General features: G+C 72.0%; 19 protein-coding genes. 4 read left to right on the top strand and 15 right to left on the bottom strand.

Annotated features, from left to right (window positions below; genetic code table 11):
* Positions 1-83 precede the first annotated feature (83 nt).
* Together AC07NX_RS00575 and AC07NX_RS00570 are read left to right on the top strand one after the other, a co-directional pair.
* Positions 84-1,622, top strand: a complete 1,539-nt coding sequence (locus AC07NX_RS00575; protein ID WP_494638178.1) for a hypothetical protein — start codon at positions 84-86, stop codon at positions 1,620-1,622.
* 28 nt (positions 1,623-1,650) lie between these two features.
* Positions 1,651-2,139, top strand: coding sequence for a hypothetical protein (locus AC07NX_RS00570; RefSeq protein WP_494638176.1), 489 nt, complete (start codon positions 1,651-1,653; stop codon positions 2,137-2,139).
* A gap of 107 nt (positions 2,140-2,246) precedes the next feature.
* On the opposite strand, the gene AC07NX_RS00565 is transcribed toward AC07NX_RS00570, so the two are convergent.
* The 7 genes from AC07NX_RS00565 to AC07NX_RS00535 all read right to left on the bottom strand — a co-directional run bounded on the left by AC07NX_RS00565 (position 2,247) and on the right by AC07NX_RS00535 (position 7,664).
* Positions 2,247-3,062 carry a DUF1521 domain-containing protein gene (locus AC07NX_RS00565; RefSeq protein ID WP_494638174.1) on the bottom strand — a complete coding sequence of 272 codons (816 nt, stop codon included), beginning with the start codon at positions 3,060-3,062 and terminating at the stop codon, positions 2,247-2,249.
* A 119-nt stretch (positions 3,063-3,181) separates the two neighbouring features.
* Positions 3,182-3,991: a type III secretion system export apparatus subunit SctT gene (gene sctT / locus AC07NX_RS00560; RefSeq protein ID WP_494638172.1), complete on the bottom strand. Its 810-nt coding sequence runs from the start codon at positions 3,989-3,991 to the stop codon at positions 3,182-3,184.
* Positions 3,991-4,263: a type III secretion system export apparatus subunit SctS gene (sctS, locus tag AC07NX_RS00555; RefSeq protein WP_051963481.1), complete on the bottom strand. Its 273-nt coding sequence runs from the start codon at positions 4,261-4,263 to the stop codon at positions 3,991-3,993. Before sctS ends, sctT begins: the two co-directional genes overlap by 1 nt.
* A gap of 10 nt (positions 4,264-4,273) precedes the next feature.
* A complete protein-coding gene (sctR, locus tag AC07NX_RS00550) occupies positions 4,274-4,936 on the bottom strand; it encodes a type III secretion system export apparatus subunit SctR (RefSeq protein WP_477035587.1) in 663 nt (220 codons plus the stop codon).
* Between the two features lie 6 nt (positions 4,937-4,942).
* A complete protein-coding gene (locus AC07NX_RS00545) occupies positions 4,943-5,932 on the bottom strand; it encodes a FliM/FliN family flagellar motor switch protein (protein WP_494638170.1) in 990 nt (329 codons plus the stop codon).
* Positions 5,929-6,582, bottom strand: coding sequence for a response regulator transcription factor (locus AC07NX_RS00540; RefSeq protein ID WP_494638168.1), 654 nt, complete (start codon positions 6,580-6,582; stop codon positions 5,929-5,931). Before AC07NX_RS00540 ends, AC07NX_RS00545 begins: the two co-directional genes overlap by 4 nt.
* Positions 6,579-7,664: a sensor histidine kinase gene (locus AC07NX_RS00535; RefSeq protein WP_494638166.1), complete on the bottom strand. Its 1,086-nt coding sequence runs from the start codon at positions 7,662-7,664 to the stop codon at positions 6,579-6,581. Before AC07NX_RS00535 ends, AC07NX_RS00540 begins: the two co-directional genes overlap by 4 nt.
* 92 nt (positions 7,665-7,756) lie before the next feature.
* Between AC07NX_RS00535 and AC07NX_RS00530 the strand changes: the two genes are divergently transcribed.
* Together AC07NX_RS00530 and AC07NX_RS00525 are read left to right on the top strand one after the other, a co-directional pair.
* Positions 7,757-7,987 (top strand): hypothetical protein, encoded by a 231-nt coding sequence (locus AC07NX_RS00530; protein ID WP_494638164.1) that lies wholly within the window; start codon positions 7,757-7,759, stop codon positions 7,985-7,987.
* An 18-nt stretch (positions 7,988-8,005) separates the two neighbouring features.
* Positions 8,006-8,665: a hypothetical protein gene (locus tag AC07NX_RS00525; RefSeq protein WP_494638162.1), complete on the top strand. Its 660-nt coding sequence runs from the start codon at positions 8,006-8,008 to the stop codon at positions 8,663-8,665.
* A gap of 2 nt (positions 8,666-8,667) precedes the next feature.
* Here AC07NX_RS00525 and AC07NX_RS00520 read toward each other — a convergent pair whose 3' ends face one another.
* From AC07NX_RS00520 to AC07NX_RS00485, 8 genes are read right to left on the bottom strand one after another with little or no spacing between them, the layout of a single operon-like run.
* Positions 8,668-9,330 (bottom strand): hypothetical protein, encoded by a 663-nt coding sequence (locus tag AC07NX_RS00520; RefSeq protein ID WP_494638160.1) that lies wholly within the window; start codon positions 9,328-9,330, stop codon positions 8,668-8,670.
* Positions 9,327-9,806, bottom strand: a complete 480-nt coding sequence (locus tag AC07NX_RS00515; protein ID WP_494638158.1) for a hypothetical protein — start codon at positions 9,804-9,806, stop codon at positions 9,327-9,329. The genes AC07NX_RS00520 and AC07NX_RS00515 overlap by 4 nt, the downstream gene beginning before the upstream one ends.
* Complete coding sequence (locus AC07NX_RS00510; protein WP_494638156.1) at positions 9,803-11,116, bottom strand: FliI/YscN family ATPase; 1,314 nt, start codon at positions 11,114-11,116, stop codon at positions 9,803-9,805. The genes AC07NX_RS00515 and AC07NX_RS00510 overlap by 4 nt, the downstream gene beginning before the upstream one ends.
* Entirely contained in the window at positions 11,113-11,709 is a 597-nt protein-coding gene (locus AC07NX_RS00505) for a FliH/SctL family protein (protein WP_494638154.1), read from the bottom strand. The genes AC07NX_RS00510 and AC07NX_RS00505 overlap by 4 nt, the downstream gene beginning before the upstream one ends.
* The gene (locus AC07NX_RS00500; protein WP_494638152.1) at positions 11,706-12,296 is read right to left on the bottom strand and encodes a hypothetical protein; all 591 of its coding nucleotides are present in this window, start codon (positions 12,294-12,296) and stop codon (positions 11,706-11,708) included. Before AC07NX_RS00500 ends, AC07NX_RS00505 begins: the two co-directional genes overlap by 4 nt.
* The gene (sctJ, locus tag AC07NX_RS00495; protein WP_494638150.1) at positions 12,293-13,033 is read right to left on the bottom strand and encodes a type III secretion system inner membrane ring lipoprotein SctJ; all 741 of its coding nucleotides are present in this window, start codon (positions 13,031-13,033) and stop codon (positions 12,293-12,295) included. Before sctJ ends, AC07NX_RS00500 begins: the two co-directional genes overlap by 4 nt.
* Positions 13,034-13,044: 11 nt before the next feature.
* Positions 13,045-13,440: a hypothetical protein gene (locus AC07NX_RS00490; protein ID WP_494638148.1), complete on the bottom strand. Its 396-nt coding sequence runs from the start codon at positions 13,438-13,440 to the stop codon at positions 13,045-13,047.
* A gap of 25 nt (positions 13,441-13,465) precedes the next feature.
* Positions 13,466-13,771, bottom strand: a complete 306-nt coding sequence (locus AC07NX_RS00485; RefSeq protein WP_494638146.1) for a hypothetical protein — start codon at positions 13,769-13,771, stop codon at positions 13,466-13,468.
* Positions 13,772-13,796 lie beyond the last annotated feature (25 nt).

The following is a 13,796-nucleotide window of genomic DNA, read 5'->3' as shown; positions in this document are numbered from 1 at the left end:
GAATTCCCTAGCTGGCGATCGTGACCCCCACGGTCGAAACTCCAGGCGCCGCCGAGGTTGGCGGCCAGTCAGGAAGTTTCGCCATGCTCGACGCCGCGTCCTCGACCACGGTTCGCCAGGCGCCCCCGCCGCCGCCGCCCTCGCTCCAGCCGTCCAAGGACGCGGTCGACACCGTCCACAAGGCGATGGAAAGCGGCTTCTTCAACCCGATCACCAACGGTGACGTGAAGAACGCGGTCGGCGCCTTGAAGGATCTGGACGCGACCAATGCCCGGGCGGCGATCAGCGAGCTGGCCAAGGACGGCGGGCTCGACAAGCTGGTCTCCGAGATCAACGACGGCAAGAGTTTCGGCCTGGGCGGCCTGTCGGCCGACGAGAAGCGCGACTTTTTCGCCGAGATGGCCAAGGACCTGGGCGGGGCCGAACTGAAGTCGCTGTCGGACGCCTTCGCCAAGGCGGGCGGCGACTATCACGGCAAGGCCGACGTGGAGGCCCTGGGCAAGGCCATCGCCACCCACGCCACCGCCGACGCCAAGCTGGACTACGTCAAGGCGCAGGCCGGCTCGACCCTGGACCACGCCGCCGACACCACCAGCCCGTTCACCCTGGGCGGCTCGATCCGGGTGACCAGCCATGGTGACGCCGAGGCCGCCGCCGTGGGCCAGGTGCTGGCCAGCCTCAAGGGTAATCCGGCCGTCGCCGAGCAGGCGTTCAAGGCCCTCAGTCCCGAACAACTGCGCGGTGTGCTGTCCGCGTCCATCCACCGCGAGGAGATGGACACCACGACCGTCTCGATGGGCGGCGCGGCGCACAGCAACAGCACCACGCTCGACACCTCGACCTACAAGGCGATCCTGGAGGCCGGGGCCCAGTCGACCGACGCCGACTTCAAGGCCAAGCTCTTTGCCGAAGGCTCGGCGGTGCTGAAGGAGGTCCCGCAGCAGAACCTGCTGCTGGGTGTCAGCGTCATGGACCGCGACGCGGCCACCCGGACCATGGCCGAGGGCCTGACCGCGGTGCTCAGGAGCGACGTGTCGGGGGTGATGCGCGAACTGTCGTTCAACGCCGAGACCCGCGATGGCACGGCCTTCGCCACCTACGCCAAGCAGATGCTCAACGACAAGCAGACCGAACCGCTGGCCGACATGATGCAGCAGTTGCAGGTGGGCGGGACCAAGAACGAGAACCCGATCAACCGGTTCGAGGCCACCGAGCAGGTCACCCTGCCCAACGGGACCAAGGTCGACCGCTATGAGAACGCCACGGCCTTGGGCCACTATGCGGGCGGGGTGCAGGCCGCCGCCGCCTCGATCACCACCGACCGCAAGGAACAGGCCGAGCTGCTGAGCGCCGTGCTCAAGAGCGGCCTGACGATCATCGACAAGTCGGGCGTGGGCGGCCGGGGCGTGGGCACGGCCGCGGCGGTGGCCAAGGAGTGGGTGACCATCGGCACGAACGCCGCGCTCAAGGCGATCCAGGACGATCCTTCGGCCGCCGGAAAGGCCCTGGACCTGGCCGCCGTGCCGACCGACCGCAACACGGGCGAGGAGGCGGTGGGCAGCAATTCCAAGAGCGCCTACAACACCGCCTTGGACACCGTCGTGCGGCAGGCCAAGCCCTGACGCCGCGACTCGTCGACGTCGAGGCCCGATGACGCGATCGACCGCCTTCGCCCCGCCCTTGCTGGCGGCGGCCTTCGCCACGATCCTGGGCCTGGCCGCGTGCGGCCGGGCGCCGGCGGTGCGGACCCCCGCGCCGCCGGCGCAGTTCGTCGACGCCCGCACCCTGCCCCTGAGCCAGGCCTCGGCCGGCGATTACGATCGCGTGCTCGAAACGGGCCTGGCCGCCGAGCCGCAGATCTGGCGCACGCCGAACGTCAGCACCAAGGTTTATCGCGCTCCCGTCGGGCTGGGGCGTGAGGCGATCGCCGCCTACTATCGCAAGGCCGCCGCCGAGGGCGGCTGGGTCGCCGACCCCGCCTTGACGCCGCCCGCGCGGTCCGCCCTGGCCGGGCAGTACTGGTCGTTCGGCTACAAGGCCGGGACCCGCCGGTTCATGGTCGCCGGAGTCGAGCCGGGCCCCGCCCTGGCCCCGCCGCCGGCGGGCCTGCCGGTCGTGGTGCGCACCAGCGCGGACTAGAGGGCGCGCCGAGCCGCTGCTTCACCGGCAGGACCTGTCTTTCGGACACGAAAAAGTCCCGGACCCGCGTGAGCGGATCCGGGATCGGACGCGGTCTCGGCGAGGGTTCAGAACCGGGCCGCGTTCACCAGGGGCAGGGCTGCGAAGGGCTTGGCCGCGACGGTCGCGGCGACGTCGGTGTCCGCCTTGACCAAGGCGCCCAGCAGCCAGCCGGTGAGCATCAGCCCGAGGGTGGCGTTGAAGGCTTCCAGCGCCTCGCGCAGGCCCTCGGCGCCCGGCTTGGTCAGGTTGAAGTCGGCCTGGCCGACGGCGGCGCCGGTGATCGAACTGGTCCAGCCGCTGCTGGCGCCGTCGTTCTCGTTGATCACCAGGCCGTCATCATGGGCCGCGTCGAGGGCGTAGCCGTCGCCGCCCAGCGAGACCGTCAAGTCGCCCTTGGTCTGCTCGCTGACCCCGTCGATCACCAAGGCCTGATCGCCGCGCGTGACGACGATCTGCTCGGCGTAGGTCATGTTGTTCCATTTGGAGGTTTCGGTGTTGATCGTGATCTTCGTCCCGTTTTCGAGCACGAAGGTGGTCGTGCCCCAGAAGTCCCCGACCTGCTTGCCATTGTAGCTGACGTGGGGGTCGCCCCAGATGCGGGTGGCGTTGCCGTCGGCGTCGCGGATGACGACCTCGGAGCTGGCCTCGTTGATCGACAGGGTGTTGCCGTCGCCCAGGTCGATCTCGGCCTTGCCGCTCTCGGGCATGGCGGCGGTGAACTTCGGCTGGCTGGGCGCGGCCTGGAAGGCGCCGCCGGCCATCAGGCCGAGCGTGAACTGCATGGCCCCGAACGTGCGCAGGCCCTGGCCCATCTGAGCGCCGATCTCCGTCAGCAAGCTGGCGTTCACGGCGGTCGCCAAGGCCGTGTTGATGCTGGTCATCCTTCAACCCCTGTCCAATCGTGCCGGCCGCGTCCTGCGGCCTCGATCGACAGTTGGCTCCAGACGCGACGGCCCCGCTAGCTGGGGCGTACCCCATCAGGGTATTCCCTAGCGGCGCTTCAGAGCGGCTTCCCCGACATCGCCCGCAGCGCCTGCAGGACGGTCGAGGGCCGCGCGCCGATCTCGTTCAGCAGCAGCTGGACCAGGCCGGTCAGCATGGCCAGGACGACCGCCGTGGCGATCCACGACTTGATGGCCAGGCCCAGCGAGAAGACGTTCAACTGCGGGGCGTAGCGGTTGATCAGGCCCAGGCCTCCGTCGACCAGGTAGAGGATGGCCAGGGCGGGGGTGGCCAGCATCACCGCCAGCACCATCAGCCGCGAGAACTCGCCCTCGAACAGCGACAAGCTGCGCAGGGACAGCACCGGCGTCAGGCTGCCGATCGGCCAGACCGCGTAGCTGTCCAGGACCGTGCCGACCAGCAGCAGCAGCCCGCCGGAGAACATGAAGACGAAATTGGCCAGCCGGGCCAGGAACTCGCCGTTCAGCGAGGTCTGGTGGCCGCTCAGCGGATCGACGACCTGGGCCATGGTCGCCCCGACCTTGGCGTCGATGATCTGGCCGGCCGCCTCGAAGGCCCACAGCATGGTCCCGAAGAAGAAGCCGATCACCACCCCGATCAGCGCCTCCTTGCCGAAGATCAGGATCCACTGGACGGTCGGCAGGTCGCTGTGGGCGATCTGCGGCTGCAGGGTGACGACGATCACCCCGAAGGCCAGAAAGATCGAGTTGCGCACCAGGGCCGGTACGGTCTCGGGCGACAGCAGGGGCAGCAGCATGAACGCCGCGGCGATCCGCGTGGCGCCCACGGCCAGCACCAGGGTGTTGGCGAAGATCGCGCTGAGCCAGTCCGGCGCCGTTTCCGGCATCAGCGGCGGACCATGGCCGGGAACTCGGTGAACACCCGGTCGCCGAACCGGTAGAGCGTGCCGCCCAGCAGGCTTGCGGTCAGGAAGATCGTCAGCACGATGGCGAAGAACTTGGCGGCGTACTGCAGGGTCTGCTCCTGCAGCTGGGTGGCCGACTGGACGATGGCCACGGCCACGCCGACCACCGAGGCGGCGACGATCGGCGGGGCCGACAGCATCAGCACCATCCACAGGGCCTGGTTCACCAGCTCGATGGCCTGGGCGTTCATCATGGGAAGCTCCTCAGGTGTAGGATAGGACTAGGCCGTGAGCCAGCTTCACCCAGCCGTCGATCAGCACGAACAGCAGCAGCTTGAAGGGCAGGGACACCGTCGTCGGCGACAGCATCATCATCCCCATGGCCAACAGGATGTTGGAGACCACCAGGTCGATGATCAGGAAGGGCAGGAAGATCAGGAAGCCGATCTGGAAGGCCGCCGCCAGCTCCGAGACGGTGAAGGCCGGCACCACCACGATGAAGTCGCGCTGGGTCATCGTCCGGGCCTTCTCCGGCCCGTTGATGCGCTGGGCGGTCTTCAGGAAGAAGGCCCGCTCGCGCGGCGTCGAGTGCTTCATCAGGAAGGCGCGCAGCGGCTCCTTGGCCTTGTCGGCGTAGGTGAACAGGGCCTGGGTGTCGCTGCTGACGGCGGCCACGGGTTTGACGCCCTGGTTGGCGGCGGCCATCTGCTGGCCGACCGGATACATCACGTAGAGGGTCAGGATCAGGGCCAGGCCGTTGAGCACGATGTTGGGCGGCACCTGCTGCAGGCCCAGGGCGTTGCGCAGCAGGCTGAGGGTGACGACGATCTTGGTGAACGAGGTGACCATCACCGCCACGAACGGCGCCAGGGCCAGCAGGATGACGGTGATGAGGGCCGAACCGGGCGTGAACGACGACAGGTCCATCCGGGGTCAGGCTCCCGTCGCCAGTTGTTCGATCAGCACGCCATAGGCCTCGCCCACGGCCACCAGCTTGCCGGTGGCGATGGGATGGTCGCCGGCCAGCAGCACGGCGCGGGTGTCGCGCGCCGAGCCGCCCAGCATTACCGTCGAGCCGGGGCGCAGGCCGGTCAGCTCCGACAGCGGCAGGCTGACCTCGCCCAGCATCACCCGCAGGGCGACGGGCAGGTCGGCGGGGGCGAAGGGCGGGATGTTGGGACCGGGGGCATCGGCCGGCTGGACGGCGGCGTCCATGGGTGGCGCGGTCATGGCGCTGTCCTCCAGGGTGATGACGGTGAAGCGGCGGTCGGCGGGGTCGAAGCGGCCGACCAGCCGGCGGTCGGGCAGGACCAGGCGCGCGTCGCCCGGCTGCCGGGGTCCCCAGGCGGTCAGCACGATGTCCCCGGTCCGCAGGGCGGCGACGCGGGCGGCGGTCACCGTGGCGGCGTCCAGCACCAGGCGGCAGGCGATGGGCGCGGCCATGTGGGCGCCGTCGGCGGAAAGGTCGATTGCAGGAGCCGGCCAGGCGGCGGGCGCGTCGGCGGCGACGTGCAGGACCAGGCGGCTCGGCGCCGCCTCGGCCTCCCGCGTCACGTCCAGGGCGATGGCGACGCCCGCCTCGGGAGGCTGGCCGGAGATATCGCTGGGTTCGAGGTTCAGGCCCGTAGCCGCCTCGATCGCGGCCAGCACCGGTTCCAGGCGGTCCAGGGCGACCAACAGAGCGGCGTCGTCCGCGGGGGCGAACGGCGCGCCGTCCAGCGCGACGACCGCCAGGCGGGGAGCGTCGGGCTCCTGGCCGCACAGGATCCACGAGCCGGGCGGCGGCTCGACCAGGCTGGCGGCGATGCGCAGGCCGGGGGCGGGGAGGGCGGACATTACCGCCAGGGCGCGGTTGCGGGCCGCGACCTCGGCGGGGTCGAAGGTTTGCAGATCCTGGACCAAGGGGGCCGCGAGCACGGTCATGCGTCGCCGTCCGTCGTGCCGGTGATGGCCATGCGGACCAGTTCGGTCAGGCTGGCCGCCTCCATCTTGGTCATGATCCGCGAGCGGTGCAGCTCGACGGTCTTGGGGCTGATGCCCAACTCGTAGGCGATGATCTTGTTGACCCGGCCGGCGACGACCAGGGCCATCACTTCCCGCTCGCGCTCGGTCAGGCTGGCGACGCGGCGGGCATAGAGGTCCTGGCCGGGCGTGGTGGCGGGGCGCAGGCGGGCGAAGGCCAGGCCCAGGGCCTCCTCCAGCGCCGCCTCCTGGAAGGGTTTCTCCAGGAAGGTGATGGCGCCCTTCTTCATCGCCTCCACCGCCAGGGGCACGTCGGCGTGGCCGGTCATGAAGATCACTGGCCGCTCGCAGCCCCGCGCCTTGACCGCGTCCAGCAGCTCCAGCCCGGACATGGTCGGCATGCGCACGTCGAACAGCAGGCAGGCGTCGGCGGGAGGATCGCCGGCGTCGAGGAAGGCCTGCGGATCGTCGAAGGTCCTCACCTCGTAGCCCAGGCTCTCCAGCCACCAGGCGGCCGACTGGCGGAACTCGCCGTGGTCGTCGACCAGGCAGACCGCGCCGAGGCTGCGCGGCGGCTCCGAACGGGACGCGGCGGCGTCTTGAACGGTCATGGTTCATCCTCCCGGCGCGCCGTCGGCAGCGCGATGTGGAACACGCTTCCCCCCGAAGACTTGGGCCCCCCTTCCTCGCGGGTGTGCCAGAGGCGGCCGCGATGCAGCTCGATGATCGAGCGGCAGATCCCCAGCCCCACGCCCATGCCGCCGGGCTTGGTCGAGAAGAACGGCGAGAACATCCGGCCCGCCGCCTCTTCCGAGACGCCGGGGCCCGTGTCGGCCACGGTCAGTTCGACCATCCGCGTCGAGCCCTCCAGGCGGCGGCCGGCGATGGCCAGGCGGCGGGGCTGGGGCTCGCCCCGCATGGCGTCCAGGCCGTTGCGGGCCAGGTTGACCAGCACCTGCTGGATCATCACCGCATCGCCCAGCACCGGCGGCAGGTCGTCGTCGAACAGGGCCTGGGCCGAGACCCGGTCGCGGGCGATCTCCCAGTCCAACAGGTCCAGGGTGGCGCGGGCCAGGCGCGGCAGGTCCAGGGGCTCGACCTGGGGCTGGCGCTGCTCGACGAAGGAGCGCATGCGCTGGATCACGCCCGAGGCGAACAGCGCCTGGTCGGCGGCCTTGTCCAGGGCCTCGACGCCGTCGGCCACAGTCAGGGCGTCGCGTGACAGTCTTGCCTTCAGGCCGCGCACGATATTGGCGATCGAGCCGATCGGCTGGTTCAGTTCATGGGCGATCATGGTGGCCATCTCGCCGACCGACATCACCCGCGAGGTCAGCAACAGGCGTTCGCGATCGGCCAGGCGGCGGGCCTCGGCCTCCTGGCGCTCGGCGGCGTCGGACAGCTTCAGGTACAGCCGTCCGCCGAGGCCGCGGCCCGGCCGGACCTCCAGAACGGTCTCGCCGCCCTCCAGCGACAGGGGCGCGGTCTCGCCGCGGCCCGCCGCCTCCAGCGCGGCGTCCAGGGCGGGCGGGGCGACGTCGCCGGGCGAGACCTCGGGCATCAGCCGGGCGAAGGCGTCGGTGCGCCAGACCAGACGCGGCGGCGCGCCCTCGAACGCTCCGACCGCCAGGTCCAGCGCGGCGAAGGCCGCCTCGGCCGGATCCAGGTCCGGCGCGTGCAGGCGCAGCGCCCTCATGACCGGCCCCCTGCGACGGGCGGTCTCACTAGGGAAAACCCGAATGGCGTCCGCGCGTTCTCAGCCGTATCCAGGGTGCGAAGGAGTCCGCCATGTCCACCATCCGCATCGACGCCAACGCCGTCTCCGGCGTCTGGGCCCGGGGCCTGGACAGCGCCTCGCCGTCCGCCGCCGGTCGCCAGGGCCAGGCGTTCGGGGACTTCTCGGCCTTCTCGCGCCAGGAGGGGGCCCTGAGCCTCTCCGCCACCCATCGCGACCTGGACGACACCGCCCGCGCGGTCAGCGATCGCCTCACCGACACCCGCGACAACGGCTTCGGCTGAGGCTAGCTTCCCGGCGTCATGGCCGAACGCATCCTCAAGGCCGAACCGGACTGGTTCGGCGCCGCCCAGGCCCTGGTCGAGGGGCTGCAGGCGCAATCCACCCTCGACGGCCGGGTCGACGTGCTGGAGCGCGTGTGCCTGGACCTGGGCGAGGCGCTGTACCCCGGCTTCGCCAAGCTGCTGGCCGCCGTCGACCACTTCGGCGACCGTGACGTCAAGGTCCTGGTCGCCGACGCCCTGGCCCAGGCCCTGATGACCGCGCGCCTGCCCTCGACGCGGCTGCCGGCCTGGGGCGCGGGCGGCTTCGCGGGGCTGGGACTGGACGGTCCGCTGCGCACCAACAGCCGCAATGTCGGGCCGCTGGAATTCCTCTGCGTGTGGCTGGTGCGCGACGTCAGCGACGAGGCCCTGGGCGGCGAGGCCTTCGAGACCGCCGCCACCTATCTGATCGACCTGGTCTCGGCCTCGCCCCGGGCCGCCGCCCTCTATGTCGACAAGCTGCGCGCCGACGCCGGCGACCCGACCGAGGGCCTGCACAACGCCCAGACCCGCCGGCTGATCGAGACCCTGGCCGAGCGCTGGGCGGCCGGCGACGCGCCCGCCGAGGTGGCGCGCGCCGTGGCCCGCGCGGCCGAGGCCGACCGGGGCGCCACGCGCTGGGGTCTGCCGCCGCGCTGACATCAGCCCACCTTCGGGATCAGGCGTTCGAAGTCGCCGTCGTCCGCCTCGACCTGCAGGTCGGCCAGGGCCAGGCCCCGCACCTCCAGGCGCTTGCGCAGGGCTTCCAGCGCCTTGGTCACCTCGGGCGTGGCGTTGGGGTGGGCGGCCAGGATCAGGGACAGCGAGCCGTCCGCGCCGCGCGCCAGTCCCAGGCCGGTCAGCGGCGAGCCGCGATCGGCCAGACCCATGGCCACGCCCTTGGAGGCATTGCCCCCGGCCGCCAGCCACGCCTTCTCCATGGCCGCGGCGAAGGCCTCGATCTCCGCGCCCGTGGCCCCGGCCGGCAGCTGGACGACGACGGGTTCGGCCGCGCCGTAGGCCGCCGCGCCGGGCGCCCCGACGCCCTCGACCGGCGCCTTGTCGGCCGAGGCGAGGTCGGCGCCCTTGAAGTCGTGGGCGGGGCCGAACAGGGCGGACAGGTCGCCGCCGTCCTCGGTCCTGTCCTCGTCTTCGCGTTCGGCGCGGGACGCCGGCTGGCGGGCCACCGGCGCATGACGCTCGGCGGCCCGTTGCAGGGCGGCGTTGAACTCGGCGCCGCGCCACGGCGTGGCCGGTTCGCCGGCGGAACGGTGCTGGGGCGTGGTCGAACGCTCGGGGGGCGAGACGTCGCGGGTGGTGGTCATCGCGTGGCCCTCCGGACGGATTGTTCCTCGGTCTCTTGCTGCTGGCGCTCGTCGCGCCAGGCCAGCAGGGCCGAGCGGGCGCGGTCGCGCTGGCCGTTCATCGCCTCGAACCGGCCCTGGGCGCGCACGAGCAGGCGCAAGGCCGCCTCGAGACCCTCTCGCGCCAGCTGGACGGCCCCGCGTTCCTGGTCGCGCTGTTCGACGTCGCGGTCTCGGGCGTCGACGACCATCTGGCGGCGAGCCAGGGCGGTCTCGACCATGGCGGCCGAGCCGGACAGGCCTTCGGCGAACCAGGCGTCGAGACGGGCCAAGGCGGCGTCGTGGGCGGCGATGGCGCGTTCGCGGGCCGCCAGGGCGTCCTCGGCGAGGGCCAGGGCGTCGCGGGCGGCGACGGCCTCCAGGCGGGCGACCTCGACCCGCCGTTCGCGCAGGCGGACCACGGGGGTCAGGATGTCCAGCTGACGGCGCGGGTTCATGCGGCGGCCTCCGCCAGGGCGGCGAAGGCGTCGGGGAGGGCGACGCGCTCGTGCGGGCCCTGGCGCAGCAGGGCCTCGATCGCCGGCCGCTTGGCGATGGCGACGTCGGCCAGCGGATCGCCGCCGGCCTTGTACTCGCCGATCTGCAGCAGGAATTCGATGTCCGCGTACTTGGCCATCCAGCCACGCACCCTGGCGGCCTGGGCCTGATGCGCGGTCGAGGTCACGCGTGGGAAGACCCGGCTGAGGCTGGCGGCGATGTCGATCGCCGGATAATGGCCGGCCTGGCCCAGCTTGCGCGACAGATAGATGTGGCCGTCGAGGATCGAGCGGACCTCCTCGCCGACCGGGTCGCCGCCGTCCTCGTCCTCGACCAGTACGGTGTAGAAGGCGGTGATCGCCCCGCCTTCGGCCGCGCCCGCCCGCTCGAACAGGCGCGGCAGTTCGGCGAAGACCGAGGGCGGGAAACCCCGGCGCACGGCCGGTTCGCCCACCGACAGGCCGATCTCGCGCAGGGCGCGGGCGAAGCGGGTGACGCTGTCCATCTGCAGCATGACCTTGCGGCCCCGGGCCCGGAAACCCTCGGCGATGGCGGTGGCGACGTGGGCCGCGCGCACCCGTTCCATGGCCGGCCGGTCGGAGGTCGAGACGATCACCACCGAACGCGCCAGGCCCTCGGGACCCAGGCAGTCGTCGAGGAACTCGCGCGCCTCCCGCCCGCGTTCGCCGATCAGGGCGATGACGTTGACGTCGGCCTGGGCGTGGCGGGCGAACATGCCCAGCAGGGTCGACTTGCCGCCGCCGGCCATGGCGAACACGCCCACCCGCTGGCCCTCGCCGGTGGTCAGCAGGGTGTCGACGCTGCGCACCCCGGTGGCGAAGACGGTGTCGATCGGCGCGCGCGCCAGGGGATTGGGGGCCTCGCCATAGACCGCCTGCGGGCGCAACGGCCCGGCGATCGGGCCCAGGCCGTCCAGGGGCTCGCCATGGGCGTCCAGCACCCGGCCCAGCAGGCCGTCGCCGACGCCGATCTCGCTGCGGCGCGGGCCGGCCAGAACCTCGGCGTCGATCGACAGGCCTTCCAGACGGGTCAGCGGGGTCAGGATGGCCGCGCCGTCCTGGAAGCCGACCACCTGGGCCTTCACGCGGCCGCCATTGGCGCGGTCGACGATCTCGCACTCCTGGCCGATGCGGGCGTCCAGGCCCGTGGCCCGGATCGTGGTGCCGAACGCCTGGACGACCCGGCCGCGCCGCTCGACGGTGCGGGCATGGCGCAGGGCGTCGCGCAGGACGGCGTCGGGCGCGTTCATGTGGCGGCCTCGTCACGGGCGGCGAACACGGTCTCCAGGGCGCGAAGCTGGACTTCGAGCCCGGCGTGGGTGCGGCCCGATGGGGTGTCGAGCACGCAGTCGCCAGCCGCTAGGTCCGGATCGCCCTGCACCTCGATCCGAGCGCCGATCGGCCACAGGTGGCGGCTGACGGCGCCGACCGCCTCGGGCGCGACGCGGACGCCGATCGGCTCTTCCGGCAGCAGGTCGCGCGCGGCCTGCTCGGCCAGGGCGGCCAGCACCTCCTGCGGGGCGAGGCCGGCGGCGATGCGGCGAACGATGTCCAGGGCCAGGGCGGCGGACGAGGCGCGCAGACGGGCCCGCTCGGCCTGCAGGGCGTTGTGCACGCCGGCCAGGGTCTCGGCGGTTTCGCGCGCGGCCTTGGCGAGGCCTGCGGCGTGGCCCTGGACGAAGCCGTCGGCGACGGCGGCCTCGCGGACGGCCTGGCGATGGGCCTCGAGTCCGGAGACGATCTCGGCGGCCTGGGCCAAGTGGGCGACGTCCTCGCGGCGCAGGATCGGGTCGTCGGTCAGCAGGACCGCGGAGGGGGCGGAGGCGAGCAGCAGGTAGCTCATGCGGCCGCCTCCTTCTGGCCGGCCTCGAGAGCCAGCAGGCTTCCGCGCGCCGCGTGCAGGGCGGCCTGGCCGACGGCGGCCGGCAGCGGCCAGGGCTGGGCGTCCAGCAGGTGGGCCAGGCGGATCGACAGGGCGGGGCGGTCGGCGAGTTCGGACAGCAACACCGCCGCGCCCAGGTCGCGCAGGCCCTGGTCGCTGGCCAGGGCGGTGTCGCAGGGCGAGGGCGGAACCAGGCCGGGCAGGGTGGCCAGCACGGCGTCAAGGGTCGCCTCGCCCAGCAGGCGCGCCAGGCGGGCCAGCACGCGGCCGTCGATCGTGCGGCGCAGGGCCGGCGCGCAGGCCGTGGCTCCGGCCAGGTGGACGAACAGGTCGCGGCGCCCGGCCGGCCAGGACGCCCAGTCGGGGAGGGCGGCCACATCAGCGAAATCGACCGCGGGGGCAGGACCGCGTCCCGCCCGCTCGGCCAGCCTACGCGACAGGCGGCGCGCCCGGGCTCCCAGGTCGACTTCGAACCCGGCCGGCGCGCCGGCGGCGTCGAGCACGCGCGCCTGGGCGACGATCCGGGCTCGGGCGTCCGCGCCGCTCATGCCGCCGGCCTTTCAGGCTCGACCGCGCGCAGGCGGGGCCGGGGCTTCTTCTTCGGACGGCGGGTCAGCAGGTAGGCGCCCACCCCGCCCACGGCCAGCACCACGGCGATGGCCGGCACGGTCAGGGACTTGACGGCGGAGGGCTGGGCCTGGGTCATCACCGGCCGGGCCGGAAACATCACCACCGTCACCTTGTCGTAGGGCAGGCCCTCGATCGAGTTGGTGACCAGCGCCTTGATCGAGCCCACCTGGCCCGACAGGTCGACGTCGGGATTGTGGCGGATGAACACCGAGGCCGAGGACGGCTTCTGGGTCTCGGCCAGCGGATCGGCCTCGGGCACGGCGATGTGCACCCGCGCCTGGACCACGCCGTCGATCGACGAGATGGTCTGGCTCAGTTCCTGGCTCAGGCCGTACATCAGCCGGGCCCGCTGCTCCATCGGCGAGGAAACGAAGCCCTCCTTCTTGAAGACGTCACCCAGGCTCTCGAACTTGTCGCGCGGATAGCCCTGGTCGTGCAGCACGGCCACGGCGGACGAGAACTGCTCAGGCCGGGTCTTGAGGGTCCAGACCTTGCCGTCCTTGGTGCTCTTGGCGGCCGAGACGCCGGCGTTCTGGAGCACGGCGACCATCTCGTTGGCCTCGCGTTCGGAGAGATCGCCGTAGAGCTCCTTCTCGGCGCAGGCCGAGAGGAGCAGCGACGCCGCGGCCAGGGCGGCCATGAGGCTCCTGCGCATGGCTCGCCTCCTCAGGCCTGTTGCCGGAACAACTGCTGCAGGCCGTCGGACGTGCGGTTGGCGATGTTCGAGGTCAGCTGGCAGTTGAACATGAACTCATGGCACTGGACGGTCAGGCCGATCATCTCGCCGGGCGTGATCGCCGCGCCCTTGGCCTCGGCGGCCTTGGCGTGGGCCGCCAGGTTCGAGGCCTGGCCGTTGACGAACTCCAGCTGGTTGAAGATGCCTTTCATGGCCGGAGCCAGGGCTTCCGGCCCGCCCAGCCCCGAGGGGGCCTGGGCGCCGGCCACGTGCAGCGCGTTCTGGAACTGGACCGCGTCGGTCAGGGTCGCGCCGTAGCCGACCTGGGTGACCTGGGCTTCCTGCGGGGCGGCCAGGGCCGCCGCCGAAACGGGATCGAAGGACATGACGTCTCTTTCGACTGAAGGGCCGCTAGTTCTTGCGGGCCATGGTTTCGAGGGCCCGGCCGACGCTGTCGACCGAGGTGGATTCCGAATTGGCCATGAAGTTCATGCGCAGGCTCTCGGCGGTGAGCATGGCCATGACCGAGGGCTTGTCCTCGCCGCCCGGGCCGATCTGCTCGGCCAGCTCGGTGATCTTGACCGCCTGGGCGTCGAGGGTCTGGCCCCAGGCGTGGGCCATGGCCTCGAACCAGGTGCCGGGGCGGTTCTTGTTGTTCGTGCCCTGGAGGGTGGAGGCCAGGGAGAGGTTGCCAAACCCCTGGATTTCGTCGGCCATGGTCGTTCTCCTTCTCGGGTTGGAT

The organism is Caulobacter sp. GW821-FHT09A05 (assembly GCF_059418465.1).
The sequence above is the reverse complement of the archived record's forward strand: the minus strand, read 5'-3'. Positions and strand labels throughout refer to the sequence as shown.